This is a genomic window from Lewinellaceae bacterium, assembly GCA_020636105.1.
In the GTDB taxonomy this organism is placed as follows: domain Bacteria; phylum Bacteroidota; class Bacteroidia; order Chitinophagales; family Saprospiraceae; genus BCD1.
This window is the reverse complement of record JACJYL010000001.1, coordinates 700637-727533: the sequence shown is the minus strand read 5'-3', so window position 1 is coordinate 727533 and position 26897 is coordinate 700637. Positions and strand designations below refer to the sequence as shown.

Here is a 26897-nt window from a genome sequence, read left to right as displayed (position 1 = left end):
ACTTGGAGATCATGAAGCATCATATATACATGGTGGAAATAATGGAATTTACCCACAAAGGAGGTTCTGGAAAGAGATCGATAACCGGAAAGCTAGCAAATCAATCACAATCAGGGGAGGAAGAATCCAATGAAGACCCAAATAGCGGAAGCCATTCAATAATGTCATTCTTCAATAATATTCAGGATTTACGCGAAGGAACTTATATTTGGAATGGTAAGGATTGGGAACTACAGGGTGATAAAAAGGAATAAGAATAACGGCTAATAATACAGGGCTTTCTCATTAAATTGAAAGTCCTGTTTATTTATAGTGTATGTTTTGAACCATCAAACATTATTAAATGAGAAAGAACTCCAAATTTATTATTTCATTATTTCTATCAATTATTTTTGGAACCATTATTTTTATCATAATTGTTCGCGTGTTTTTGTTTAATTCTGGTTTTTTTTCTTCCACCACCCCTCAAGAGTTCACCTACTTAAATTCAATTTCAATAGAAAACTATACAAAGGATAGTATTTCCTTAATTCATGACATAATGGATTTGATTAAAAGCAGAACAGAACCTTATCATTCGAGTGAAAACGACAATGAAACAATGATTTTAATTGATACTATCCTTTATAGTCCTAATTTGAACAAGATTGCGTTTTTTGTGATAACTAAAAATTCAAACCAAAAATTTGAGTTATTAGGAGGAGGTGAACTTCCAGAATATCCAAGTGATCAATTTCATTTTGACGCGTATTGTTTCTTAGGGGAGAAAAAAGACCCCGAAACAAAATATCACTTAGCATGGATGAGGGTTTTAAATATAAGTAATTTCCATTCTTATGAAGAAGCATCTCAGAGAATAAGAAGTAAATATTTCAATGAGTTAGCCTCAATTCAAAATAGAGAGGGAGAAAGTATATATAAGTACAATCTTGATGACAGAAGATTTTGGATAGGACCAGCATGGGAGAAAAATTTTCTTTCAGTAGAAATTTACGAAAATGATAATTGAGAGTATGTCTGGAAATTTGGCAGTGTCCTCAACCTGATAGCCGAAGCGAATCGCCCAAAAAATTAAAAGTCGATCATTTAGGCGTTCACGCTTAAACGGGCTATGCATACAGGACTTGTAGTCCGGGCGGTATTGAATACACAGACAATGAAAGAAAGATCAAGCGGCTGTCCCCTGATGGGCGAAGCATATCGACCAAAAAATAAAAAAGGTCGATCGGGGTTCTTACAACATTATTAACTAAGAATCCTAAAACTGGGATAGCGGTTGGTTTAACAATGGATTACTTGACAAATAAAACAGGTCCATGGGTTAAACCTGAAAATACAAGATTGGTTTTAGATCAAAAGAAAGAGACTTTTAGGTAATAAATAATAAGTTTTTAAGCAAGAAATTGTCTATTCTACTTATATTTTAATTCGTTAAAAAGTGAATGTAATAAAAGGAACATTGATTGGAATTTGTGTTGTAATTCCGTTTTTCATGTATTCAGAACTTTATTTAACTCAAAAATACTTAAATTACCAAATAATATTACTTGTAACTTTGACAATCTATTATTTTCTTCATTGGCATAAAAGTGAAAAAGCTCTTTTCAAATCTATTCGAGAAGGAAAGTTTGGGATAGGTTTACCTGTAGTATTTCTTTTGGGGATACACCTTTTTAGAGGATTTTTAGAGCATAAATTTCAGCTTGAAAAATTTGTTTTGCTAGTAATTATTGTATTAATAGCATTCTTTGATTTTTCCTTCAAAAAAAGGGGAACCTCCTGATGCCCGAAGCATGCCGCACCCTGATGGCCGAAGCATGTCGGCAAAAAATAAAAAAGGTCGATGGTCAAGGCTTAAAGCTTTGACCGGAATATGCCTGTAAGGCTTACAGCCTGTCTAAAGCCAGGTAAACCTGGGCCTTAGGAAAATACACAGAAAATGAAAAAACAAAAAGCCTGGCCGCGCCGGGCTTTTTCCCTATCGGATATATTGATTTGTGAAAAGGAATGGGTTATTTTTGATCGGGTGATATGATGAGCGTATAGGGTCGAAGCTGAAAGCCTGTCTCTTGCGTCACCAGGCAGGCTGCGACCATCCCATAAAGTCTTTAATTCCTCCGGATAGGCTGGATTTATTAGTCTTTTGCTCTTAAAGCAAAAGTAACAACTATGCAACGCAACCATGAAAGTGCATATTCTTCAAGCACCCTAAAATAGAATGTGTTTGAAACCTGAACGAAGCGAGCAACTGAAGACTAATCTCAATAGTCAGTTGTTATTGAAACACCCTCTCTGGGAAAAATATAGCGCTTATTCCTATTAATGATCTTTTGGAATCAATTCACATATTATGAGATAAAAAAAGAAAGTTAGTTTGTGACTCACCTACAACTTCATCACCTTCTCCGAAAACACCACCTGCCCCTCCACCTCAATCATCAAATAATAAACCCCTGCTGCAAGCCTATGGGCATCCCATGCCTGGGTGACATTACCGGATAGCAGAGGCCGTTGTAGAACCGCCCGTCCCAAAGCATCATATAGTGTACAACTCCCGGTTTTATCAGAATGATAAGAAAAATAAAAATAATCCCCTACCGGATTGGGAAACAGACGTGGATTTTTGACAGGGCTGTCAGGGACCTGAGTATCGGTAATAATGATCTCTACCCACTCACAATGGGTATCACTTGCATTGTCATTGCTGACGGTCAGACAAACCTCATAAATGCCGCTTTGGGCATAAATATGCTGAGGGTTTTGTTCATAACTAAGCTCACTTCCATCTCCAAAATCCCATTTCCATTCTGTAGGTGCAAACAAGGAGTAATCCCAGAAGGAAGCCAGGGTATCACTGACTATGTGATAGAAATCTGCTTTGGGGTGGTTATCCAGCCCCAGGGTATCACACGGACTGCCGTCAAGAGGCCCGAGACGGAAATAGGGATTGTTAGGCATCGAAAAACTGTTTAAGGTCGATAGCACTAATCCGTGTTGTTCTATCTGACAATCTTCCCCGCCAGCATTGGGATTATGAATGATATGCATATATTCCACCGAATTATTAGCATTGATATAAATCTTGTTGTCCGGAGCCAGTTGAGCCAGGAAAAAAGTTGTGTACAAGCCAAATGATTCGGATTGGAATCCATCAAGGATAGCTACTATTTGCTTACTGGCTTCGATATCATTTGCTTCCAGATCATACTGATATATGTACTTAAAAGAAGACACATACAAATATTGGTTATTAGGAGAAATAGCAACTCCTCCTGCATAAGCTGTGTCAATGTAGGTGATTTGGATTGGGTTTGAGAATTCACCCGTGCAACGGTCGAAATCAAAGATGTCAATGAATTGGTCAGTATATAGGTTATGTAGATTTAATCTTACATATTTAGTACCATCAGGTGTAAATACAGCTTGACCTAAACCAGAAAAATAATTATCGGCATTAGGTAATAATTGGTGATCATATGGTTCAATCCCATTTGGGCTCAATAAAAATATATAAAAACTCTGTTTATTAAATTCTCCAAATATGATCCACCAATCTCTTCCGTTGGCATGACGGGAGGATGTTATTTTTCCAAGATCTAAGGTATCTTGTATCAGAGGTACATTCTTTTCAAGGACTTTCCCCAAGCCGTTGTTTTCATTCATATCAATTAATGAATAATAAAAATATAATGGTTTTGCAATGGGACCGTCTGGGATTACTTCGAATGAAAGTGATTCATGAAATAAATAATATATATCCGGGTGATTTGGTTTTGGAATGCTTAATGCACCTTGGGGGAGTATTAGTCCATTTTCAGCCCAACTCAAAGTATATGGATCGGGATTTAAACTATCTCCATTTTCCATTAACTCTCCTTCTTGATCAGCAATATAAATGCCATTAGTATAAAATAACAATTCACCCTCTGTGCTACAGATGCTGGAATTTGTTACATCAAAATTCATCTCGCGGTATTCATATTGAACTAAAACTGTATCATTATTAAAATTAATGACGGTACCGCCAAAGGGGGGGAAGGTATCATCATAACCTGTTAACCAGATGAAGTCTCTTTTTTCTTCTAAAAAAGGGACTTGCCCTATAGCCTGGTTTGCGAAAAAAATAATCAGGATTATTAACTGCCTACTCATAAATGAAAGTTAAAAGAACCGGGAGAATTTTCTCCCGGTTCTAATTTTGAAATTTATTAATGTGTAATGATAATTTTCTTTGTGAAGTCCGTTCGCTTGCCTTCGATAAACAATTTCAGGAAATATATTCCACTATTAACATCAGAAGTATTGATTATGTGACTACCGGATTCATCAGGAATAATCTTATAAACCTGTTTTCCAAAAGCATCAAATAATACAATCAACTTTGGTTTTGAATCTAATGAAAATTCAATAATGATTTCATCATTGGCCGGATTCGGATAGACTAAAAACGATTGCACTGATTCAATTTCCTCCTTCGAATCCTCGGGGAAAATAGAAACTTCTTCGTCATATCCAATAAAAGCCTCCATTGGGGCATTTCCACCACACAATATTTCATCATCAAAATCTTTTTCGGAAACTAATGCATATAAAGCCCTGGCCTGAAATACTGCATTACCGCCTGTTAATGGGCATTGTCCTGCAATATATTCCAAAATTGCAGCTTGGGTTTCTGAAACTGTAACATCTTCTGTAGAAGCTATTGTGTTTAAATAAATATCATTTACAGTACGCTGGTTATCTTCAAAAACAGTATTGGTATAAACAGCAGTATTATTTTGCTTTGTAACAGTTACTTTTACCTTTCTTGCTGATGCCAGAGTTGTCAAAATGGTTTCAATATTACCACTTTCTGTCTCAATATTCAAAATCAAATTCTCCCTTTGTTGCAATAAAGCAGTTGTTGGGTTAATCGCAATTAATGCATCTACATCAAGAAGTGTATCTAAATAAGCCGCAAGCTGGCTGCTGTGAAGTGCCAAATTGTCCAACTCGGCAGATAATCCTGTCCAGGCATTAGTAATATCACTTTTTACAGCATAAAAATCATGAATTTCTGTAACAGCTGTAGCGCCATAGAAATTATCTACAGAAGTGTTTTGCCCCAATAACCCTGGATTGTTCTCTAAGGAATTATATAGAGTATTTTGAGCTGTCCATTTACTGATTTGTGGATACAAAGTTGTCAAAGTTTCTCCTTCTGCGATTTTAACGGTCAATTCTCCAATCGATGGGTAAGTAATAAACATGAATGGACAATCACTCATACCACAGACTTCAGGACCCCTGATGGCCGAAGCATGTCGACAAAAAAATAAAAAAAGGTCGATCGGTAAGCGTTTTCGCTTAAGCGGGTTATGTAGGCAGGACTTACAGCCTGCCTTTCTGCGACAGCAGACAGGTCCGGGTGTTAAAAATACACAGACAATGAAGAAATCAAAAAGCCTGGCCTCTGATCAATTTCAATCATTCTTCGCCAACCGCATTGGTTTGCCCGCCGGCGTGATAATTTTTAAAATAACAGGGTCGGATATCTCTGAAGTTTTATAATAGACCATAGATGCTGTATTCCCCGGCTCCAGGCAGGCATAACATCCCAGCTCCATTTCAAAAACAGCTTCACACTGTAAATTTAATTCGGCTACAAAAGCTTTGAGATTCTCCAGGTGACCCGTCGGATCTGTATCGGTCGGGTAGGGGGGCAATCGTTTCAATAAGCGGTTGATCTCGGAAGAAAGCACTTCCGTATAGGGTTCGGACGGGGCATGGTCCAAAAGTTCTTTTTTAATGGTTTCGCAATGCACGATCCAGCTGGAAGTATCCGGAATGTTTTTGTCGATGGGTGTTGGTTTGATACAGGCCAAAAGACCCGTCAGCAGGAGGGTGACCAGAATTGATTTTGAATAGGGCATGATGTTTCATTTCAGCCGGAAGATACAAACAATATGGTTCTGTAAAAATGATTTTTTTCACCCCTTGAGTGTGCTGAAAATTCCCGGTCAAGCAATTACCATTGAATAATCAAAAATTGCATGGCGCACCTTGCGCTAACTTGGCGGCCTTTGCCTTTAAACGGTCCTATATTAGCTGTTTTAGAAATAAAAAGCCACAAACACCTCATCCGGCATTTGTGGCTTAATCTTTATGCTAAAGGAAAAAATTACTTGAACATCACCTGGTCAGATAACCATCCTTCCTTGAATTTTACTTTTACAAAATAAACGCCTGAAGGCAGATTTTCTCTTTGAATGGTAAGCTGGCTCTGATCGATCTTGGTATAAGAACGGATCACTTTACCGTTTACATCAAAAAGATAAACGTTCAGCATTGGAGAAGTTTCTTTGCTTTCCAATGTGATGTATTGGTCTGCCGGGATAGGCATAGCCTTAAAGTCTACCAGTTTACTGTCTATCGGATTCGCAACACTTACCGTCATGCATTCACCCAATTCAAAAGCATTACAGGCACGTGGCAACATATACATGAAAGCGGTGTCCAGATAAGCATTGCCTTGTTCTGGCCCCATATTCGGGCTCGTAATCAGTCCGTCGTTATGGAGTTGATCTGCACTAAAGTTTTGACCGAACAATGCATTGATTTGAGGAATCAGCACATCAAGCGTTGGCTTATCCCACCAATCCCATGGGCTGCCCTGGTAACCAGGCATAATAAACGGGTAAATATTGTCCACGGCAAGGGTGATGGTTTCACCACCGTATTGAATTTGCTGGGTTTTGTAGAAATTGACGATCTGGTTGAGTGGATTGTCAAGAGCGTTCACCGGCGCCAGAATATCGTTTTGCCCCGACAAATTATTTTCATTGATCACCGTCCAGGTTCCGGATACGTTGACGACAAAATCTCCGGTGGTAGGAACAATTACCGGACCATTTGCATAAGGTGCGAATGGATCACTCACCACGTGGAAACCTACCGCAGCAGGTTCGTCATCATTACCTTCCAACCATGAAATATCCCCCATGGCACCTCCTAAGTTTACCACGAAAGAAACTTTTGAATCATAGTCGGGATAATTGACCATATTTAAAATAGCCGTATCCAATCCCAATGGATCACCGTCAACCGCAGGATTGATATAAGGAGTAAGCGTTTCGGTGTCGATAAATTTATCAACGACCGTTTCTTCATATCTGTCGAGATATCCTACGCCAAAAGAAATATATCCTCCGGTACCCAACCCGAATGCACCAATCTTATCAGGATCAATTCCGTATGGATTGTCATTTTCGGCTACTGTATAACGCAGATAGCGAACACAACTGTAAATATCCTGAATCCCTCTGTAAGCAGCGTGGAGCAGTGTGCTGGTCCGAACATTTTGATCTTCAGCCAAAGGTAACCATCCCTGGCGGTAGGTTGCAGCAACGGCTACATAACCTCTTGAGGCAAGTCTTTTACAAGTATTTACCACTGCAGAATCTAATCGGGAACCGGTCACCTGTCCGTTGAAATACTGTGGCAGAAAGCTTCCTGTGTGGATGACGACAAACACAGGACGTGAAGTCACATCATCTCCGTCTGGTGTGTACACATCCATAAGAAGGTTTGTCGCTGCCGGAGCACCTGTCAAAATCGAAATATTAGTGGCATACGTGACATTGGACTCGACAGATACACTACTGAAGATTGGGTCAATGTACCGTGTATCCTGGGCATTCAAATGAATGAAGGCAAAGACAAATAATAAAAATAAAAGATTGTTGAATTTTTTCATAAACTTCGTTTTTTTGATAAGTAAGATTAAGTTGTAACTAAAAAATTATTGTTTTTTAAATTCATAAAGTACAGAAAAATAGAGTAACCTTCCGATTCTCGGCCCGCCATAAGCCTGAAAAGTCTGGACGTTGAGTAAATTGGAAGCCCCTAATTTAAAGGTGCTGTTCAGTTTTTTCGAATTGATATTTATTTGTGCATCGAGTAGGGAATAAGCGGGAATTTTCCCGGTAAACTGGGGAGAACCTTCAAATATAAAATTATCTATCCATTTATAGTTAATATTGAAGCCCAGGTTTTTTATTCTGAGGCCTCCAATGGCTAAATTGATGTCTCTTCCCGAGAGTCCCAGGTTGTATTTGTTTTCGGGGGTGTTGAAAGCCGGAATGATCGGATCGTCAGAATTTGTATTCAGTTTGTTCCAGGAATAATTGGCATTGACGACATAATTGTTCCAGAAATAAAAGTTCAATCCAATAGAAAAGCCCTGTGTGGTTACCTTATCAACAGCGTTGGCAGCTACCCGATAGGCCTGGATAGCAGTAGGTAGTCCGGTGAGCTGATCAAATCGGGCATCCACTCCCAGGTTATACCCGATAAAATCCTCATAAAAACTGAAATAGTAGGTGGCATCGGCATAAAACTGGTTAAAAATGGTGGTTCTGTATCCGACTTCCACTGTTTTTACCTTTTCGGGCCGAATAGGATCTACATCGTAATAAACCAGTTTTTCCGAGTCATTGGTATTGAGATATTCAATGAGCGACTCAACCGTGATTAGGTTTGTAAAGCCGTCAAGGTTGCCTATAAGAATAGCTCTTCCTACGTTGTAAAAAAGGTATTGGTCGTTAAGGGTGGGATTCCTGATAGCCGAGGAAAAAGATAACCTCATGGTTTGGTTGGGCTTTGGCGTAAACACCATAGAAGCCGCCGGAGAAAAAAGCAGGTCGAAATTTTGGTTTTTATCTGCTCTTAATGAGGCGTTTATTTTTAGTTTATGACTCACTTCAAGGGTTCCGCCGCCATAAATTCCATATTCATAAGTCTTGATATCCCTGCCGAAAGTATCGAGCAGTAGAGAACCCTGGGAATCCGGAAGATACATCCGGTAATTGGCTCCCATAACGAGGTCAAGATCGGAAATGCCGTCGCCTGCTACAAGATCATTAAACCGGTATTCTCCATGCGCATGAAGCAGGGCGGATTTGTCATAAAACTTGGTGCCCCCTTCTGTGAATGAAACCTTACTGGTGATGTCCTGGAATTTGGCGTCAAATTCAGGGGTGCCCGGTGCATAAAAAGCCCCCTGATTGTTGATGGGGTCATCCTGATTAGCCACCTGCTGGGCCTGTGCATGCCAAATGAATAATGAATCCTGCATGCCCGGGCTATGGAGAAAGGCAGACGTAGCCGCATTAAATTCAGCAGGCATGCCGAGGTAATCCAGTGGATTGGGATATCCTTCTGTACCTTTTATCTTGGGAACTATGTTAACATCCCAATAGTTCTTATAAGCGGAACGCCAATATCGGTCAAGTTTTGCATCCTGCTGTAATAAGAGTGCCGTGAAGTAGGGATCATAAGAATCCCCTGCATCTTCATGGGTGGCATAAAGGCGCAGGAAATAATGATCGCGTTTTTGTATTTCTATCCGGTGCTGGAAGAATTGGATATTTTTCAGACTGAATCGGTTATCGCCCTGGTAAACAGTGGTTCCGGTGCTGTAATTACTCGCCAATATCAGTTCCGGTGAATCAAATTCCCTTCCGGGTTGCAAACGAAAATGAACTGCTGCGCCCATTTTCATATTCTTTGAATCGTAATCCACCAGGTCACTTTCCTTATACCCGCGACGGTGAATGATGCCCAGACCGGGAGAAGCAAGCACTTTGGAATAATCGCTGGAACCACTGTATTCATCACCGTAAATGTTCACCGCGTCGTATCCACCTGGGTTACTTCGGTCTGTGCGGGTATCATAAACGGGGTCGTAATTGTCAGCTTCCCAGTCATTGGCAGAAAAATAGAAGAAATTCAGTTTAAAAGCCATAAAAGCATCGCCGTTGCTGTTGCGAAGAGCATCCCCGTAACGAAAGCCTCCTTCGAACAAACTTCTTTCACCTCCTTTGGCCATGGCCGAAAGTCCTTTATGGACGAATGGATTTTTGGTTTCCATGGAAAGCACCCCGTTGAAGGCATTGGGGCCATAAAAGGCCGAACTTGCGCCGATGACCAGGTTAACCCTGTTGACATCCAGCTCAGAGGCTCCCAGGAAATTGCCCAGAGAAAAATTCAATCCCGGGGATTGGTTGTCCACCCCGTCAATAATCTGAAGGGATCTTACAGGGCTTGTGCTGTTAAATCCCCTGGTATTAATGATTTTGAATCCCAGGCTGGCCGCGGTGAGATCCACATCTTTCAATGAACCCAGACCATCGTAAAAATTGGCGGAAGGTGTTTCTTTTATCCCGATGCCATCAAGGGTTTCGACGGTGAGTGCTGCCTGCTGCTGCTTTTCAGAAATCCTGCGTCCTTTAATCTCTACGGCAGCAATGGTAACGGCATCTGACCCCAGGTTAATACGGATTCTGCCTTCTGCCGAAGTCACTTCTACTTCTTTGGTGGAATACCCAATGAAAGAAACAACAAGGGTCACGGGGAGTGGCTGATCTGTTTTGACCAGGAAATAACCATCAAAATCGGCAATGGTGCCATCTGTTGTGCCTTTGACCAATACGGAGGCATTGATCAGCGGTTCTCCAAGATCTTCGTCCACGATAACCCCTTCAATTGTAGTTATCTGGCCATTCGATAATATTGGCAACCAAACCAGCAGCAGGGCACTGAATAGGAGATTGTTTAAAAAAAATTTCATAAAAATTGTCCTTTAAATTTATGTAGCAGCCCTAAGGATGCAACCGGAGTTTTATTTAATTAGGTTTGAAAAATGATTAAGCTTAAAACTTAATTCAATAGGTATTGATCAACATGATTATTTCAATACCCCAAGGTTTTTCAAAAGGCAAATTTACTGTTAGGCCATTAATTTGAAAGCAAATTAGGAAAAAAAAATCAATTGCGATATTTCCGGTAGTTAATTATTAAAAAGCCATGGATATCGTTCTGACCATTTTGGGGGTAAAGAACCTCAGAAATTCGATTTTCCTGCTTTTTTGATCGTTGGTAGTTTTCTTTGACTTTTTAAAAAAGGAAAAAGGAATCAAGAGTTCCATATTATTTCAACCCGGGAAGGCCGAAAATAATAGTCATAAATTAGGGGAATCAAAATGTTGCAGGTTGATGGCAAATAAACCATCAACCTGCAATAAACACAATCATTTCAGATTGAACTGCCAGTACGCCTCCTGTTAACGTAAATTTTTCCTTATTCAGTCGGATCAGGCTTTAGGGTAAAGGTACGTTCTACCGGGTTTAAAGGGGTGTTCACTGCATTACCATCTTTGTCGATCAACGTCAGTTTTATGGTATTGTCACCCATTTCCAGCCCTTCTATATAATAGGGCTGCCAGGTATCCAGTATGTGCGCTTCTCCGTTGATTTCTGCTTTGACTTTGTACTCGTCACCTAATTCTACATTGATCAGGTAAAAGTCCAGCATGATTTTTTCGGTATCTTTTTGGCCAACATAGGTTCCTTTAGGCCGGCTGTAAAACAACATTTTTTCGGTTTCAACAGGGACGCTGCCTGTAATGCTTCCATCTTTAACGTTAACATTCATGGCAAGGTGAGCCGCTTTGGTTTTGATGCTTTCATGGTAGGAACGAGAAAGAAAAGACAAAATATAGTGACTGCCATCTTCCACCGGGTGCTCAAAGGAAGCTTCGTACTTGGCCGCATAGGGAAGATCATCCACAATAAGGTGAATGTGTTGTCCTTCACCGGAATTGGCGCACATTTTCTGATCGGCATCAGGCGTTTGAGCTTTTAATTCATATCCTTCGCCTCCAAGGACGTAGGTGAAACGGCCGTTTTTATAATCCATGGATTCCATTTTGGCCCCGGGGAATGAGACTGAGGGCGTAAATGGGGTCAGGGTGTATTTATTGGCTACCGTTTCCGTTGATTCAGCGGGGGCTGTTTCAGTGCTGGCTGTATTATTTTTGCAGCCGGTGAGCGACAGGCTCAAGGCAAAAAAAATAAATAAAAATTTCTTCATAACAATTTCTTTTTTATTGATTATTAAAATTTTAAATATCATTCTTCCGAACTCATTGGAGTCGGACTTATCACGCAATGTAAATAATTCTATCCTCTTGATAAAAAAATGAAAGGAATATAATTTAAAATTTTATGGATTGAATGTTTGAAGTGCTAATCAGGCCTTATGGTAGTTTTTTTTACTAGAAAACCTTTCAAGGGTTTCTATTTCCTTCGATTTATTAATTTCAAAGCGGTTTTGTTACAATTCTTCAATCAGCCGGGTTTTACCTGAACTAATATCTCCTGAATCGGTTTAATTTTATAAAGGATTGAAGAGTGGTTTTCAGAAGTATTTATTGTAGGCGCCATTTTCAAGGGGGGTGAAAAATAAATCTTATTAAATTTATGGTGCAAGATAATGATAATCAATGTTTTAAAATTTAGCCTTGTTCGATTTAAAATTTATCATTTTCCTCACCCGCTTCGCGCAAAAATGTAATAACTTGATTAATTTTGCCCCTTCATTCATAATTTGGAAAAATGAGTAATGAGATCATAAAGTTAAAAGTGGATGGAATGGATTGCAGCAATTGCGCTACGTCCATTTCCCGCTTTTTAGAACGTAAGGGATTAGAGGAGGTTTATGTGAATTTCCAGACCAAGGAAGTCCGCTTTAAAAAGGACGACGAAAAAATATCGCTTGATAAAATAACCGCCGGTATCCATAAATTGGGCTACGTTGTCATGGATGACGGCACCAAAAAATCCTGGTGGAGCCTGAAGAGGAAGTTGTGGTTCAGTGCGCTGTTCACCGTGCCACTGCTCCTTCAACATTTGTTGATGATGGCAGGGATTCATCTGCACTGGATGGAAAATCCCTGGGTACAGTTTGCCTTTTGCCTTCCTGTTTTCGCCATTGGGGTAGCTCATTTTGGGGTCAGTGGATGGAAATCCCTGAGAGGAGGAGTACCCAATATGGATGTATTAATCATTATCGGAAGTTCTGCCGCATTTATCTATAGCCTGGTAGGTACTTTAACGGGCCAGGCTGATTATATCTTTTACGAAACAGCAGCAACCATCATTACGCTGGTACTTGTAGGAAACTGGCTTGAAAAAAGAGCCGTGGAACAAACGACCACCTCTATAGGTGAACTGACAAAACTCCAGGTGGAAACGGCCCGCCAGGTGATGCCTTCCGGCACCGTGGTGACCATTGATGCCAGGGATATTAAAAAAGGGAACATCCTTCAGGTGAATGAAGGGGATAAAATTCCCGCTGACGGGGTCATCATTTCCGGAAATGCCACCATTGATGAATCTATGCTTACCGGGGAAAGTTTACCCATTGATAAAAATATGGGAGATGGGGTAGTGGGCGCTTCCCTGCTGGTTTCAGGAAATTTCCAAATGGAAGTGAAAGCCACCGGCGAGGGTTCCGTATTGGGCCAAATGATTGAGCTGGTCAAAATGGCTCAGGCAGACAAACCCGATATCCAGCGCCTGGCCGATAAGATAAGTGCCATTTTTGTTCCGGCGGTTATCCTGATCTCCCTGGGAACCATCCTGATCGGGCATTTTGTTTTCGGACTTTCTTTCCAACAAGCCCTCATGAATGGTATCGCCGTTCTGGTCATTTCCTGTCCCTGTGCTATGGGGCTGGCCACTCCGACAGCCGTTATGGTAGGAGTGGGGCGGATGGCTAAAAACGGTATTCTGGTCAAAGGCGGGCAGACGCTGGAAATTTTTGCTAAAATCAAAAATATTGTTTTTGATAAAACAGGCACCCTTACCACGGGAGCCTTTAAACTCAAGGACATTCAGTATTTTACCGCTGACCAGAATAAAGTCCATGCAATGATCTACCTGCTTGAAAAGCATTCAAGCCATCCTATTGCCCGGTCCCTGGTGAAAGAAATGGAAAACAGGAAAAACGGTTCACCTCCATTGGAACTAAAGGTTTCAGAACATCGGGGAAGCGGCCTGGAAGGCGTTGATCCACAGGGAAATGTTTTTCGAATTGGATCCGGTCGCCCTTCATTTGACGGACGGCCCATTAATTCAGGCGCGCATATTTACCTGACGGAAAATGACCAGTTATTAGCAGCCCTGGAAATCACCGACGATATTAAAGAAAAGGCTTCTGAAGTGGTGGCCTATTTGAAAGCCAATGATATCAGGCCTTATGTGCTGAGTGGGGATAAGGTGGAAAAAACGGCTTCTATCGCTAAATCAGTGGGCATCCCGGATTATTTCGGAGAACAGCTCCCTAATGAAAAACTCGAAGTTATTGGGCGGCTCTCACAAAAAGCGTACACCGCTATGGTCGGGGATGGTATCAATGATGCTCCTGCCCTGGCAAAAGCCACCATTGGGATTTCCATGAGCAATGCTTCCCAGGCAGCCATACAGACGGCTCAGATCGTGCTGCTCAACGGAAACCTGGAGCATTTAAAACAGGCTCATGCCATTAGTAAACACACCCTGTTAACGATCAAACAAAATTTATTCTGGGCCTTTGCCTATAATGTCGTAGCCATTCCAGTTGCAGCCATGGGATTTTTAAATCCCATGTGGGGCGCCTTGTTTATGGCCTTTTCAGATGTGGTGGTAATAGGCAATTCCATCAGGCTCAAAAGAAAGAGAATTTTTAAATAAAAGATGATGAACGAAAAAAACAAAAGAGCAAAAATCAATATAACGATTGATCGCGACCCCAATAATATTCCCGAAAAGATGACCTGGGAAGCTACCGATAATCCGGACGGCCCTAAAAAACAGGAATGTAAAGCCATGTTACTGGCTTTATTTGATAAAAAACAACAGGAGACGATAAAGGTGGACCTTTGGACCAAGGAGATGATGGTCAATGAAATGGACCGGTTTATGTTTCAAACCCTGCGTTCCCTGACAGATACTTATTACCAGGCCACCCAGAATGCTAAGCTGGCATCCCAAATGCAGCAGTTTGTTCATTTCTTTGGACTGGAAACCGGCATCATTCCCAAGGAAGAACCAAAATAGACTCAGATTCAACCGGGTTGTGTATTAGTCACTAAAAAAGTATAAAAAGTTTGTCTTCTAAAGAAAATTATTTACTTTTGCGCCCGGTGAGCGGCATACGATAGCTCCTTCTGAACTCCCCCAGGGCGGAAACGCAGCAAGGGTAGGAGGTTGAGCAGTCGGTATGTTGTCTCACCTTATTTTTTTTAGGCCTTATTGAAGGCTTGTTTTCCCGTGGCGCAGCTTTTCAAACCTTAAATATTCAACTTATTATGAAATTCTTTATCGACACAGCAAACCTCGACCAAATCCAGGAAGCCAAAGACCTGGGCATTCTTGACGGTGTTACCACGAATCCTTCTCTTATGGCAAAGGAAGGGATTAAAGGGAAAGACAATATCATGAAACACTATGCCGATATTTGTAAAATCGTAGAGGGAGGAGATGTAAGTGCGGAGGTCATTGCCACGGATTTTGCCGGGATGGTAAGAGAAGGAGAGGAGTTAGCTTCCATTGCTCCCAATATTGTCGTTAAAGTGCCAATTATTAAGGAAGGGGTAAAAGCTATCCGTTATTTTACTGATAATGGTATCCGTACCAACTGTACCCTGGTATTTTCAACAGGGCAGGCCCTTATTGCGGCAAAGGCAGGCGCTACTTACCTTTCTCCTTTCATGGGAAGGATTGATGATGTAAACTGGGATAGCGTGGCCTTGATCCGTGAGATTGCGGAATTATACGCCATCCAGGGGTTTGATACTCTGATCCTGGCAGCTTCCATCCGTAATGCCAAACATATCGTTGATGCCGGTCTGGCAGGAGCAGATGTAGTGACTTGTCCTTTATCTTCCATTATGGGATTGTTAAAACACCCGTTGACAGACATCGGCCTGGCTACCTTTTTGGCCGATCATAAGAAAGTAAACGAATAACAAACAGTTTAGACTGTTCAAAGATAATATTTGAAATCGTCAATTGCCGGAATCAATTACAATGCGTATATTGACCGGTAATTGACGATTTTTTTTTGCTTTAGGCAGTATTTTTATTACAAGCAAATCAACTACTTAGGCATGATTTCAGTCGACCTCATACCCTATAAGTCAAAACTCAGGCTCAAAAAAACGGAGGAAAAAACCTATGTGTTTGATTTCATCCGCGGAAAATGGCTGGTTTTATTACCGGAAGAGCTGGTGCGTCAATTACTGATTTTATATTTAATCGAGGAAAAAAGTTATTCCAAAAACAGCATTGCCATTGAACGGGGCATTAAGGTCAATAATTTGAGCAAGCGTTGTGATATTTTGCTTTTTGATAAAAATACACAACCCTTGATGCTGGTGGAATGTAAGGCTCCTAAGGTTAAGATAACGCAGGATGTTTTTAGGCAAATCGCCATTTACAACATGTCTTTTGAAGTGGATTATTTATTGGTAACCAATGGGATACAAACCTACTGTTGCAAGATGGATTATATCAAAAAATCATGGGAATTTCTAAATGACATTCCGGTGGCAAAATAATCCCGATGTCTCACATATTTTTTACCAAACCTTTGTATTTTACAGCGAAAATTGTACTTCGGCCCAGAAAGGATTGGTTCAGAGTTATTTAGATTTTATGCGGCCTCTGTGCTGTTTTTTTTCCGAAGATAATGCCTAACCGAATTATATGACAAAAGAAAAAATTTTGGTGAGCGGGGCCAATGGCCAGATCGGTTCTGTGCTTACTGAAGCCTTACGCGCCAAATATGGTAAAGAGGCTGTTCTCGCTACGGATATCCGTATGGGAAACCGGGATCATGGTCCTTTTGAACTGCTTGATATACTGGATGGAAAACAGTTGTCCAGGTTGGTCAGAAAGTATAAGATTACTCAAATTTATCATTTGGCCGCCATCCTGTCTGCTACGGGGGAAAAGCATCCTAAAATGGCCTGGGATATCAACACCAACGGACTTTTCAACGTATTGGAAATTGCTCGGGAGTACAAAATGAAATTGTTTTTCCCCAGTTCCATTGCTGTTTTTGGAAGCCATACCCCCAGGAGTCACACCCCCCAGGAGACCATCATTCATCCGGAAACCGTGTACGGGATTAGTAAGGCAGCCGGAGAAAACTGGTGTCAGTATTATCACTTGCATTATGGGGTGGATATACGTTCCGTTCGTTACCCGGGAATCATTGGCTATCAATCCTTTCCTGGTGGCGGGACTACCGATTATGCGGTGGAAATTTTCCATAAGGCGGTCGCGGGGGAGGATTATGAATGTTTTCTCAGAGAAGATACGATGCTTCCCATGATGTATATGGACGATGCCATCAAAGCCACTTTGGAACTCATGGAAGCTCCGGTTGAGCATATTAAGGTCAGGACGAGTTACAACCTCGCGGCAATGAGTTTCACGCCCGCCGGGATTAGTGCCGAAATCCAAAAATTTTACCCTGATTTCAAGGTCACTTACCAACCTGATTTCAGACAGGAAATTGCCAATACCTGGCCCGAAACGATTGACGACCAACAGGCAAGAAGTGATTGGGCATGGAAACCCGATTACGATCTTGAATCCATGACCGAAGATATGATCAAAAATCTAAAAAAGATACTCCGTCCCTGACGGGGTGCCTACCGGAAATTAATTTTCCGGCACTTTTGATATTAGAAAGTTCCAATTAACTTTTTCTCATTTTTCATTCGTAATTTTTCTATTATGTATAAAAATATTCAACCTGAAATTCAAAAAGAGCTGGATGAGATCCGTGAAGCCGGACTTTATAAGGAAGAACGAATCATCATTACCCCCCAGGCAGCAGAAATAACAACGAATAAAGGAGCGGAAGTACTCAATTTTTGTGCAAACAACTATCTTGGGCTATCATCCCATCCCGAGGTGATCAAAGCCGCAAAAGAGGCCATAGACACTCACGGTTTTGGGCTTTCCTCCGTGCGTTTTATCTGTGGTACTCAGGATCTTCACAAAGCGTTGGAACGCAAAATTGCTGATTTCCTGGGCATGGAGGATGCCATTTTGTACGCCGCGGCCTTTGATGCCAACGGTGGCTTGTTTGAACCTTTGCTCACAGAGGAAGATGCCATTATTTCCGATGCCTTGAACCATGCCTCTATCATTGATGGAGTCCGTTTGTGTAAAGCAAAACGTTATCGTTATGAGACCAACGACATGGCTTCTTTGGAAGAAAAATTAAAAGAGGCACAATCAGCAAGGAGAAGGATGATCGCGACAGATGGCGTTTTTTCGATGGATGGAACGATCGCTCAATTGGATAAGATATGTGATCTGGCTGATCGGTATGACGCTATGGTGATGGTGGATGAATGCCATGCCACAGGATTTGTCGGAAAAAAGGGTAGAGGAGCCATTGAATACAGGAATGTCATCGGCCGGGTGGATATTGTAACAGGAACTTTTGGAAAAGCACTCGGCGGAGCATCCGGCGGGTTCACCGCTGCCAGAAAAGAAATCGTGGAGATGCTGCGCCAGCGCTCCAGGCCATACCTGTTCTCCAATACACTTGCCCCTGCCATTGCCGGAGCTTCCATCAAAGTGCTTGATTTGCTGACGGCTTCTACTGCTTTGCGCGATAAGCTGGAGGAAAATACGAAATTCTTCCGGGAGGAAATGACCAGGGCTGGGTTTGATATCATTCCCGGAGTGCATCCCATCGTACCTGTAATGCTTTACGATGCACCGCTTTCGCAAAAATTTGCCAACCGGCTCCTGGAAGAAGGCATTTATGTGATTGGCTTTTTTTATCCTGTGGTGCCGAAAGGCCAGGCCAGGATACGTGTTCAAATTTCTGCCGGGCATGAACGCAAGCATATTGAAAAGGCCGTAGCGGCCTTCACGAAAGTAGGAAAAGAACTTGGGGTCATTTAACCGCCAGGGTAAAATAATATAATGAACATTTCCAATACCCATAAGGCCCACCTGGCTTTATTGGCCGTAAGTTTTATTTACGGCGTCAATTACCTCATAGCCAAAGGCATTATGCCGGATAAGATAGGGGCCTCGGCCCTGGTTTTTATCCGCATAACGGGTGCAGGCAGCCTGTTTTGGATGATCAAGGTATTCTTTTATGAACGGGTGGAAAGAAAAGATATGGGCAGGCTCATGTTGTGCGGGTTATTAGGAGCGGCTGCCAACCAATTGTTGTTTTTTAACGGACTCAGCCTTACTTCTCCCATTGATGCTTCCATCATTATGACCGCCACCCCGGTTTTTGTTCTAATCATTAGCGCCATCCTGCTTAAAGAAACAATTACTTTTCAGAAAATAGCAGGTCTATTGGTCGGTGCGCTGGGGGCCATATTACTCATTTATGCAGGCGTAGCCTCAAAAGGAACCGGAACGCTTTTGGGCAATTCTTTGGTGCTGATGAATTCCCTGGCTTTTTCTTTTTACCTGGTGATTGTCAAACCGCTGATGAAGAAATATAAGCCCATTACGGTGCTCAGTTGGGTCTTCTTCTTTGGGTTTGTTTTTATGGTCCCTTTTGCCATTAAACAATTTATTGAAACTGATTTTGCCGGGTTTACCACCGGTACGGTATTGGTTATTTTTTTCGTGGTAATGGGACCGACTTTCCTGGCCTACCTGTTCAATATTTATGCTTCCAAGCACCTTTTACCAAGTGTATCGGGAAGTTATATTTATTTGCAACCAGCCATTTCCTTCATCGTGGTAAGTATTTATTCTTTTTGGCTGCATGTGGATACCTATAAAGATGATATCAGCCTGTTGAAAATCGCCTGTTGCGTTTTAGTCATCATGGGGGTTTACCTGATCAGTAGTAAACCCTTGCCAATGTTCAAACAAAGGATGGCGGAAAAAAAGATCACAATTTGATGCCCAAAACAAGCATCATTACTCAATTTATTGGCTATTTCACCACCAGGCTTTGAACCAGTGAGGCTTCTCCTGATTTAAGGGTTATGAAGTAAACCCCTGATTCAAGATAGGATGCATCGATAAAATATTTTGAAGCACCTGCCCGGGTGATATGATGAGCGTATAGGGTCGAAGCTGAAAGCCTTATCCTGTCCCATAAATTTAAAAAAGTTTATTTTTATGTCAAATACAAGTGTTTATTATGCATAAAAATACGGCTAGTTTAGAATTTTGGAGCGAAGAACTCGAGTATTCAAAATTACCTGATGAACGTTTTCGATCAAACTTGGTAAAGATGTGCCATTCTTTGCAAGAGAAGCCAGAACATTCTTTTTCATCTGCATGTGGAGAAGTCGTGAGAAAATCAGCACATCGTCTTTTTTCAAAAGAAGAATCAATTGATATTCAACTTGGGCATCGGCACAAAACGCTAGAGCGGTGTAAAAATCACAACCGGATTTTAGTAATTGAGGATACAGCTGATTTGAATTATAGTAGCCACAAAAGCACTAAAGGTCTTGGTGGTCTTGGTGGAAAAAATACAAAAGGGCTAAATATTCATTCTGCGATGGTTCTGACTACAGAAGCAGAGCCATTAGGATTGATTGGTCAATATATTTGGGCTCCTAGAGCTTCAGGGAGAAAGAAGAAAAACCATAACTATTCAATACAAGAAAAGGAAAGTTTCAAATGGATTCGAACAAAAAACTGGGTTAATGAATGGTTTGAGGACTATCACGGCCAGGTAATTGTAGTTGGAGACAGGGAGGCTGATTTTTATGAACATTTTTCATGGTCACGAAAACAGTCGATTGAACTTTTAATTCGAGCACAACACCTTAATCGCAATATTTTTTATAAGGGAAATAAAACTAAAGTATCAAAAATCCCAGAATTGGTAGAAGAATTAGGGAAGCTAGAAGTAACCATTCCTCGTCAAAAAAACAGAAAAAAAAGGAAGGCGCAGTTATCCCTTCGAGTAGCAAAAATAGAATATCCCCCTGCTTATCATAAAAAAGGTAAAACCCATTCCTTAACATTAGTCCATGTTAAAGAAATAGAAAAGGAAGGAATAAAATCACCTGTTGAATGGTATTTATTGACGACTTTAGAAGTAAATAATTTTGATGAGGCATATGAAGTATTACATTTTTATGTTTTACGCTGGCCTATCGAACGGTTTCATTTAGTACTCAAATCAGGGTTAAAAGTGGAGCGTTTGCAATTTGATGTTTTCATTAGGTTAAAACATGCTTTAGAAGTTTGTTCTTTAGTCGCCTGGCAGCTATTGTGGTTAGCATATATAGGGAAAGCTAAGCCCAATGCAATAGCAGCAGAGGTCTTTGATACAATTGAAATTGAAATTTTGAAACAATATACTGGAGTAAAAATAAAAACAGTAACAGATTTTATTTTAGCCTTAGGTTCTTTATCAGGTTTTGCAAAATCAAAAGTTCAACCTTTGCCTGGAGAAAAATTATTATGGCAAAGTTTAAAATTACTACGAGCCATGAAATTAGGTTATATGCTGAAAACTAAACCGCCATGATTTATGGGACAGGATAAGGCTGAAAGCAGCGACCATCGGGAGGTGCTCTTGAAGAAGCTTTATTATCCGTTTGGGATGGAACTAGACGGGGTAACGCCGGATACTACAGCTCCAATGCTCAAAAGGCTGTTTAATGATAAGGAGTGGCATGAGGGGACTGGGTGGTATGAATTCAGGTTCAGGCATTATGATCCGGTAATAGGTAGATTTACTGGGGTCGATCCAATTGCGGAGAAGTTCGCTCACGTTAGTCCGTTTAATTATGCAGAGAATGAACCGATTGGGCATATTGATCTTTGGGGTTTGCAGAAAGTGAGTTTTAATATTGCTGGATATATTAAAATAGGAGAAACTTCGAATAGAGTAGCCGGTAAAGCGAGTATAGATATCGGTAACAATTATAGTTTTAGTTATAGCATTGCTTTAGAAGGGCTCGGAGGAGTGTCTGGTACATATTCAAAAGAAGATGGATATAAGTCAAATAAAGCCCAAATTGATTTTGGTAAGATGTTTTTTGAGGCTGATAGACCTAGTGGATTAGTCATTCCAAAATGGGCTGCCAGAATTGGAATTAATAAAGCGATAAAAGCTTTTACTCCAAGTAGTGTTGAAGAAGGACTTTCTTTAAGTTCCGAAGATCACCGTTTCAATTACTATATGGAATTCCTCTTAAGAAGTGTAAATGAATTAATTGATCAAGATATTTTGACAGGGCTATATGACTATGATGGTTCAAAAGGGCAAGCAATAAATGCTGAAGGACAGTCATATGATCGCAAATTTACAAGCATATATAGGGGCCAATTTGATGATGTAGAATTTGGAAATGATGATATGGAATTTACTGGAAAAGTTGTTGTAAGTTATACGAATCAAAAAGAGTTACAAAAAGATACTTATTACGAAGGTAAACTCCCTTCAGTCATTGAATTAAAAAAAGCAGGGCTATAATTTATAAACCTTTAAATTGAATTTGTTTTGAAAAAAAAAGTAAAACTAATAATTGGGATGGCTTCGATTTTATTAATCCTAATGTTTGCATTTTATTACCATCTGGGAATTGGATTTGGTCGAGCTACTGTAAAAACAATAGAGGGCGTTAGAAATGCAAATAAGGAATGGTTATCGAATGGAGTAAACCCTCAAGATTCAATAAAAAACCAACTTCTTGAACTTATTGATAGTACACAACATGATTATTGAATCTCATGATTGATGAAGCATGGTAGCGAAAAAACCTGCCGTGACAAAGAATCCAGATGTATTTGGAAATAAGATTATTTATTACTTAGGGAGCCTGGCTTTGTGCCGGGCTTTCTGCTTTATACATGGCTTCATAATGGCCAAGCGATACGTTAAGTGCGAGCTATGGGAGCATGACTGTAATCGCGTCCATTATGGGCTGTGTTATTTTTGGTTTTAAACTGTTTTTATGAATGAATTCTATCGGACATTTATTCAAAACATCAAAATGTCCGATAGGTTATTCTTTCCTCAACTCAATATGCAAGATTGCAATTTGGACGCCAACCGAGTTGTCATCCAAATTGCTCTTGACCTGCGGTGCTAAAATGCAGATTAAAATTCTATGAAAAAGTGCTAATGAATGAGAAGATCAATCCTCATCTGTTTCCCCTGATGGCCAAAGCATATCGACCAAAAAATAAAAAAGGTCGATCGTTTAAGCGTCATCGCTTAAGCGGACTATGCTTGCAAGGCTTGCAGCCGATCTAAAGCCAGGTGAATCTGGGCCTTATAAAATACACAGACACTGAAACGAAAACAAAAAGCCTGGCCGCACGCCGGGCTTTTTGCCTTCACATTTTGACCGCAACCTATAATCCCTTAAATTTACCAAACCTGAAAAGTAAAAGTTCTTTCTCATATTTTTTAGCCTTTTGCCTTTTTAAAAGCTTTATTACCCCTTTGGGATGGAGCTAGACGGGGTGACCTGACCCACCAAAATGGTCTATTTTACCACAAGGCTTTGAACCAGTGAGGCTCCCCCTGATTTAAGGGTTATGAAGTAAACCCCTGATTCAAGATAGGAAGCATCGATAAAATATTTTGAAGTACCTGCAGCAATCTTACCCTCGAAAATATTCATGATCCTGCGTCCTAGTACATCGGTCAATTCAATGGATGCTTCTACAGCACTTTGACTTTCCACAGGAATACAGGTAATGGCTGAAGCGGGGTTTGGAAAAGCAGCAAGTAATTGTGTATATCCCAGGGTAATATCCTCAGTACCAACATTACAGTTTTTAATACCAAAGTCAAAATAACCCTGGGGTGCTGTAATGGGCCGCACCATGGTTTTGCCATCATTGGCCTCAGCTTCAAAATAATAATACAAGGTCGTTTCCTCACTTATCGCCGGCAAATCGGCTTCCCAGGTATCGTTGTCTGCATAAACCATATCCATCGACAAATAACCGGAATTGATATCAGTGGTATAATGCACCTTCGCCCAGGATATGCCCGACTTGTGTTTCATGGTTGCCGCAACATAGGTGGATTCTCCCAGGCATCCTTCGCGAACCTGCTCGTGGTTGATCAGCAGGGGGGCATTTACGCCTACCTCCTTAGTAATACAGTGGATGGCTCCGCTCGCGGGGATGATCTGGTTACAATTGATGCCTACGATGTTATAACCAGGCATCGCCTCTTCCCAGATTCTGAGCCCTGTGGTGTCAAATTGTTCCTCGTAGGTGGGCACCAGGATGGTTTTATTGAGAAAAATGGCGTTGGCATAAGTGCGATAATCACCGTTGGTGTTAGGGAAAGCTCCGTTTTCAGGAGGCATAGGTACTCGAATAATTTCAAAAGGATTGCCATAAGCGGTAACGAAATTATTGAGGATGTATTCAATATTGGCTTCTATCTGGGGGCCATCGGCAATGCCTTCAGGATATTGTCCCACCAGGATACGTTCTTCATCGAGCAATTTCATGTGCATATCGATGTGGTGGATGCCGTCAAAAGGGAGATTGGTCATTTTCGGGTAGGTCTGTATTCCCATAAAGTCAAACATGATCTGCTCTACTTCTTCTTCGGAATGATTGCTAATGCCCCAGGTATTATTCGGGCCATTTTCATCTAAAACCAGGTTGGAAGAAAAAGCAGTCCCCATTCCGTCAGACATATAATTGCCACCGGTATGAACTAGGTCAGTAGGAAGTTGGGTCGTGCAGTAAATATCAAGCCCCAGCGTTTCTGCAATGGCCTCCGGAATCACATCGTCCTTGGGCCTGGGGCGATTGTAAATCCAATCGACAAACGCAAGGGATTCTACCTCATTCAGATAAATGGTATTTGGGCCGTAATCACGAACCCATACGGAATTGAATTCATCCTGAACAAAGGTTATGTTGGTAGTCCAGTCAATACCGGCTCCTCCCAGGGTGTTTTTTACCAGGGCCGGGTTGGAGCAAACGATAATGACCTCCACCTCTTCTTTGGCGTGCCTGACAATTTCCGTGAGAATTGCATTGTAAGAAGTCCAGGTTATAACCACAGCCTGTAATTCTTCCCATTCTGCCATAGACCGGGGTGTTTGCTCAGGAGCTGTAGTGATGCAGTTGACATTTTTTTCAAGATGAACCGACTGGATGTAATCACGCATTTGCGCCTCTTCCCCTTTGGCAAAACCACGGGGTAAAATTCGTTCCGGCTCCTGTTGGGCCTGAATAGAAAATGCAGATAAAATGGTAAAAATGAGTAATAAATATTTTTTCATCCGTCCGTTATTTTTTAATTGTTGCCAAAAATAAAGACTTTTTCGGCAAACTTTAAAAATTCAACCCTTAATGAAGCAAAACCGACACTTTTGTGATGCTGGTCACGTAAGGTTAGGGATAAATACTCATACATTTGAACCTTGGGTTAAACAAAGCCAAAAAATAATTATGAAAGAATTATTGTTAAATGACTGGACCTTTTTCAGAGTGCTCAGAGTGGTTATCGGGGGCGTAATCTTGATCGACGGGATAGTCACTGGATTTGCATTGTCAATAATCATTGGTGGAATATTCCTTTACCAGGGGGTATTTAACGTCGCCTGTGGGGCCTGCATGGGGGGGAATTGCCAAATTCCTGAAAAAAAGGTTTCATCAAAAGAATGATAAAGGGGTAAGTAACGCATTTTTTTGTTAACTTTGAAAGCAACAAAAACGATGCTTTATGCAAGACCCTTTATTGTTGGGAATACTCTATTTACTCATTGGTTTGTTTTTAGGCGGGGCCTTAGTATGGTTTTATGCCAAAATCAATTTGCGGGTGAATGCCGTGAGTAAGTCCGAGCTGGACAAAGATTACGTATTGAGGCAGATCCATGAAAGTCTCCAGATGCAGGCAGATCTGTTGAAAGAAGACCTGGCAGAAAGAGACCAGGAAATAAAAGAGCTGACCGCTTCCCTGGCCGCTGAAAACCAGTCGGCGAAACATCTTCAGGAAAAACTTGCCCAGCAAATGCAGGAGATGGAGGCGCTTCAAAAGCAGGCGCGTGTAGAATTTGAGAACATTTCCAACAAACTTCTGGAGGAAAAGAGCCTTAAATTCATGGAAAACAATCACCGTCAGTTAAGTGATATCCTGAACCCGCTCCGGGAAAAAATAAAAACCTTTGAAGACAATGTGGAAAAACGATTCCTTTTAGAAACCAAAGACCGGGTTTCACTAAAAACGGAAATCGAACACCTTCGCGCCCTGAACCAGCAGTTGAGTACGGATGCCAACAACCTGGCCACTGCACTCAAAGGCGACAGCAAAACGCAGGGGGACTGGGGAGAACTCCAGCTCGAAATGCTCCTGGAAAAATCCGGTCTCAATAAAGACATTCATTACCATACCCAAAGTTCTTTTGCCGACCAGGATGGCAATCAGAAAAGACCTGATTTTATCATCAATATGCCCGGGGGCAAACAACTCATTCTCGATTCCAAGGTTTCTCTTACTGCCTATCAAAATTATTGTGAAGCTTCGGATGAGCCCGACAAGTCAAAACATCTCAAAGCCCATGTGGACAGCCTGCGTCGGCATGTCAAGGATCTGAACGGCAAGAATTATGAGCAATTATACCAAATCAATTCTCCTGATTACCTTTTGCTCTTTGTGCCCATTGAAAGTGCTCTTGCCCTTGCTTTGCAACAAGATTCACACCTTTTTCTGGACGCCCTGGATAAAAATATAGTCATTGTAACCACCTCAACGCTTTTGGCTACCATGAGAACAGTTTCCTATATTTGGAAGCAGGAAAAACAAACGAAAAACGTATTGGAGATCGCCCGCCAGAGCGGGATGTTATACGATAAATTTTGTGCCTTTGTGGACGACCTTAAAGATATTGGTCTGCGGCTCGACCAGGCCCAGGGAGCTTACCAGGGGGCTATGAATAAACTCACAGAATCTAAAAAATTCGGAGATACGCTAATTGGCCGGGCCGAAAAGATTAAAATGTTGGGCGCCCGGGCCTCTAAAAATTTGCCAAAAGACTTACTGGAGGAGGGGAGTGAGCTGGATGAGGAAAATGAATGATGGTATT

Annotated in this window: 22 protein-coding genes and 1 other RNA gene; 16 read left to right on the top strand and 7 right to left on the bottom strand. The window is 41.2% G+C overall.

The window, feature by feature from the left end; genetic code table 11:
* The first annotated feature begins 11 nt into the window (after nucleotides 1–11).
* The 3 genes from H6571_02595 to H6571_02585 all read left to right on the top strand — a co-directional run bounded on the left by H6571_02595 (nucleotide 12) and on the right by H6571_02585 (nucleotide 1783).
* Complete coding sequence (locus tag H6571_02595; protein ID MCB9322607.1) at nucleotides 12–254, top strand: hypothetical protein; 243 nt, start codon at nucleotides 12–14, stop codon at nucleotides 252–254.
* Nucleotides 255–343: 89 nt separating this feature from the next.
* The gene (locus H6571_02590) at nucleotides 344–1009 is read left to right on the top strand and encodes a hypothetical protein (protein ID MCB9322606.1); all 666 of its coding nucleotides are present in this window, start codon (nucleotides 344–346) and stop codon (nucleotides 1007–1009) included.
* Between the two features lie 429 nt (nucleotides 1010–1438).
* Complete coding sequence (locus H6571_02585; GenBank protein MCB9322605.1) at nucleotides 1439–1783, top strand: hypothetical protein; 345 nt, start codon at nucleotides 1439–1441, stop codon at nucleotides 1781–1783.
* A gap of 602 nt (nucleotides 1784–2385) precedes the next feature.
* Here the strand turns inward: H6571_02585 and H6571_02580 are convergent.
* The 6 genes from H6571_02580 to H6571_02555 form a co-directional block, all read right to left on the bottom strand.
* The gene (locus tag H6571_02580) at nucleotides 2386–4152 is read right to left on the bottom strand and encodes a T9SS type A sorting domain-containing protein (protein MCB9322604.1); all 1767 of its coding nucleotides are present in this window, start codon (nucleotides 4150–4152) and stop codon (nucleotides 2386–2388) included.
* 56 nt (nucleotides 4153–4208) lie between these two features.
* The gene (locus H6571_02575) at nucleotides 4209–5267 is read right to left on the bottom strand and encodes a T9SS type A sorting domain-containing protein (GenBank protein MCB9322603.1); all 1059 of its coding nucleotides are present in this window, start codon (nucleotides 5265–5267) and stop codon (nucleotides 4209–4211) included.
* Between the two features lie 195 nt (nucleotides 5268–5462).
* Nucleotides 5463–5912, bottom strand: coding sequence for a hypothetical protein (locus tag H6571_02570; GenBank protein MCB9322602.1), 450 nt, complete (start codon nucleotides 5910–5912; stop codon nucleotides 5463–5465).
* 248 nt (nucleotides 5913–6160) lie between these two features.
* Nucleotides 6161–7735 carry a T9SS type A sorting domain-containing protein gene (locus tag H6571_02565; protein MCB9322601.1) on the bottom strand — a complete coding sequence of 525 codons (1575 nt, stop codon included), beginning with the start codon at nucleotides 7733–7735 and terminating at the stop codon, nucleotides 6161–6163.
* Between the two features lie 45 nt (nucleotides 7736–7780).
* On the bottom strand, nucleotides 7781–10609 hold the full coding sequence (locus H6571_02560) for a TonB-dependent receptor (protein ID MCB9322600.1): 2829 nt from the start codon (nucleotides 10607–10609) through the stop codon (nucleotides 7781–7783).
* Between the two features lie 510 nt (nucleotides 10610–11119).
* A complete protein-coding gene (locus tag H6571_02555; GenBank protein ID MCB9322599.1) occupies nucleotides 11120–11911 on the bottom strand; it encodes a phosphopeptide-binding protein in 792 nt (263 codons plus the stop codon).
* Between the two features lie 524 nt (nucleotides 11912–12435).
* Here H6571_02555 and H6571_02550 point away from each other — a divergent pair.
* The 11 genes from H6571_02550 to H6571_02500 all read left to right on the top strand — a co-directional run bounded on the left by H6571_02550 (nucleotide 12436) and on the right by H6571_02500 (nucleotide 22558).
* Nucleotides 12436–14553 (top strand): cation-translocating P-type ATPase, encoded by a 2118-nt coding sequence (locus tag H6571_02550; GenBank protein ID MCB9322598.1) that lies wholly within the window; start codon nucleotides 12436–12438, stop codon nucleotides 14551–14553.
* Nucleotides 14554–14556: 3 nt separating this feature from the next.
* Nucleotides 14557–14919, top strand: a complete 363-nt coding sequence (gene gldC, locus H6571_02545) for a gliding motility protein GldC (protein ID MCB9322597.1) — start codon at nucleotides 14557–14559, stop codon at nucleotides 14917–14919.
* A gap of 84 nt (nucleotides 14920–15003) precedes the next feature.
* Nucleotides 15004–15099, top strand: an RNA gene (ffs, locus tag H6571_02540) — signal recognition particle sRNA small type.
* 71 nt (nucleotides 15100–15170) lie between these two features.
* Nucleotides 15171–15830 carry a fructose-6-phosphate aldolase gene (gene fsa, locus H6571_02535; protein ID MCB9322596.1) on the top strand — a complete coding sequence of 220 codons (660 nt, stop codon included), beginning with the start codon at nucleotides 15171–15173 and terminating at the stop codon, nucleotides 15828–15830.
* A gap of 141 nt (nucleotides 15831–15971) precedes the next feature.
* Nucleotides 15972–16421, top strand: a complete 450-nt coding sequence (locus tag H6571_02530) for a type I restriction enzyme HsdR N-terminal domain-containing protein (protein MCB9322595.1) — start codon at nucleotides 15972–15974, stop codon at nucleotides 16419–16421.
* Between the two features lie 148 nt (nucleotides 16422–16569).
* On the top strand, nucleotides 16570–17514 hold the full coding sequence (locus H6571_02525; GenBank protein MCB9322594.1) for an NAD-dependent epimerase/dehydratase family protein: 945 nt from the start codon (nucleotides 16570–16572) through the stop codon (nucleotides 17512–17514).
* A gap of 93 nt (nucleotides 17515–17607) precedes the next feature.
* Complete coding sequence (gene kbl, locus H6571_02520) at nucleotides 17608–18795, top strand: glycine C-acetyltransferase (protein MCB9322593.1); 1188 nt, start codon at nucleotides 17608–17610, stop codon at nucleotides 18793–18795.
* A 21-nt stretch (nucleotides 18796–18816) separates the two neighbouring features.
* Entirely contained in the window at nucleotides 18817–19764 is a 948-nt protein-coding gene (locus H6571_02515) for an EamA family transporter (GenBank protein MCB9322592.1), read from the top strand.
* 244 nt (nucleotides 19765–20008) lie between these two features.
* Complete coding sequence (locus H6571_02510; protein ID MCB9322591.1) at nucleotides 20009–21355, top strand: IS4 family transposase; 1347 nt, start codon at nucleotides 20009–20011, stop codon at nucleotides 21353–21355.
* A 3-nt stretch (nucleotides 21356–21358) separates the two neighbouring features.
* The gene (locus tag H6571_02505; protein ID MCB9322590.1) at nucleotides 21359–22306 is read left to right on the top strand and encodes an RHS repeat-associated core domain-containing protein; all 948 of its coding nucleotides are present in this window, start codon (nucleotides 21359–21361) and stop codon (nucleotides 22304–22306) included.
* 27 nt (nucleotides 22307–22333) lie between these two features.
* Complete coding sequence (locus H6571_02500; GenBank protein MCB9322589.1) at nucleotides 22334–22558, top strand: hypothetical protein; 225 nt, start codon at nucleotides 22334–22336, stop codon at nucleotides 22556–22558.
* 766 nt (nucleotides 22559–23324) lie between these two features.
* Here H6571_02500 and H6571_02495 read toward each other — a convergent pair.
* Nucleotides 23325–25094 (bottom strand): agmatine deiminase family protein, encoded by a 1770-nt coding sequence (locus tag H6571_02495; protein ID MCB9322588.1) that lies wholly within the window; start codon nucleotides 25092–25094, stop codon nucleotides 23325–23327.
* Nucleotides 25095–25263: 169 nt separating this feature from the next.
* Here H6571_02495 and H6571_02490 point away from each other — a divergent pair, with 169 nt between their 5' ends.
* Together H6571_02490 and rmuC are read left to right on the top strand one after the other, a co-directional pair.
* Nucleotides 25264–25479 (top strand): hypothetical protein, encoded by a 216-nt coding sequence (locus H6571_02490; GenBank protein MCB9322587.1) that lies wholly within the window; start codon nucleotides 25264–25266, stop codon nucleotides 25477–25479.
* 58 nt (nucleotides 25480–25537) lie between these two features.
* A complete protein-coding gene (rmuC, locus tag H6571_02485) occupies nucleotides 25538–26890 on the top strand; it encodes a DNA recombination protein RmuC (GenBank protein MCB9322586.1) in 1353 nt (450 codons plus the stop codon).
* Nucleotides 26891–26897 lie beyond the last annotated feature (7 nt).

Coding starts and splice junctions, on each gene's coding strand:
- H6571_02595 (MCB9322607.1), top strand. CDS start 12: ATGAAGCATCATATATACATGGTGGAAATAATGGAATTTACCCACAAA.
- H6571_02590 (MCB9322606.1), top strand. CDS start 344: ATGAGAAAGAACTCCAAATTTATTATTTCATTATTTCTATCAATTATT.
- H6571_02580 (MCB9322604.1), bottom strand. CDS start 4,152: ATGAGTAGGCAGTTAATAATCCTGATTATTTTTTTCGCAAACCAGGCT.
- H6571_02575 (MCB9322603.1), bottom strand. CDS start 5,267: ATGAGTGATTGTCCATTCATGTTTATTACTTACCCATCGATTGGAGAA.
- H6571_02570 (MCB9322602.1), bottom strand. CDS start 5,912: ATGCCCTATTCAAAATCAATTCTGGTCACCCTCCTGCTGACGGGTCTT.
- H6571_02565 (MCB9322601.1), bottom strand. CDS start 7,735: ATGAAAAAATTCAACAATCTTTTATTTTTATTATTTGTCTTTGCCTTC.
- H6571_02560 (MCB9322600.1), bottom strand. CDS start 10,609: ATGAAATTTTTTTTAAACAATCTCCTATTCAGTGCCCTGCTGCTGGTT.
- H6571_02555 (MCB9322599.1), bottom strand. CDS start 11,911: ATGAAGAAATTTTTATTTATTTTTTTTGCCTTGAGCCTGTCGCTCACC.
- H6571_02550 (MCB9322598.1), top strand. CDS start 12,436: ATGAGTAATGAGATCATAAAGTTAAAAGTGGATGGAATGGATTGCAGC.
- gldC (MCB9322597.1), top strand. CDS start 14,557: ATGATGAACGAAAAAAACAAAAGAGCAAAAATCAATATAACGATTGAT.
- fsa (MCB9322596.1), top strand. CDS start 15,171: ATGAAATTCTTTATCGACACAGCAAACCTCGACCAAATCCAGGAAGCC.
- H6571_02530 (MCB9322595.1), top strand. CDS start 15,972: ATGATTTCAGTCGACCTCATACCCTATAAGTCAAAACTCAGGCTCAAA.
- H6571_02525 (MCB9322594.1), top strand. CDS start 16,570: ATGACAAAAGAAAAAATTTTGGTGAGCGGGGCCAATGGCCAGATCGGT.
- kbl (MCB9322593.1), top strand. CDS start 17,608: ATGTATAAAAATATTCAACCTGAAATTCAAAAAGAGCTGGATGAGATC.
- H6571_02515 (MCB9322592.1), top strand. CDS start 18,817: ATGAACATTTCCAATACCCATAAGGCCCACCTGGCTTTATTGGCCGTA.
- H6571_02510 (MCB9322591.1), top strand. CDS start 20,009: ATGCATAAAAATACGGCTAGTTTAGAATTTTGGAGCGAAGAACTCGAG.
- H6571_02505 (MCB9322590.1), top strand. CDS start 21,359: ATGGGACAGGATAAGGCTGAAAGCAGCGACCATCGGGAGGTGCTCTTG.
- H6571_02495 (MCB9322588.1), bottom strand. CDS start 25,094: ATGAAAAAATATTTATTACTCATTTTTACCATTTTATCTGCATTTTCT.
- H6571_02490 (MCB9322587.1), top strand. CDS start 25,264: ATGAAAGAATTATTGTTAAATGACTGGACCTTTTTCAGAGTGCTCAGA.
- rmuC (MCB9322586.1), top strand. CDS start 25,538: ATGCAAGACCCTTTATTGTTGGGAATACTCTATTTACTCATTGGTTTG.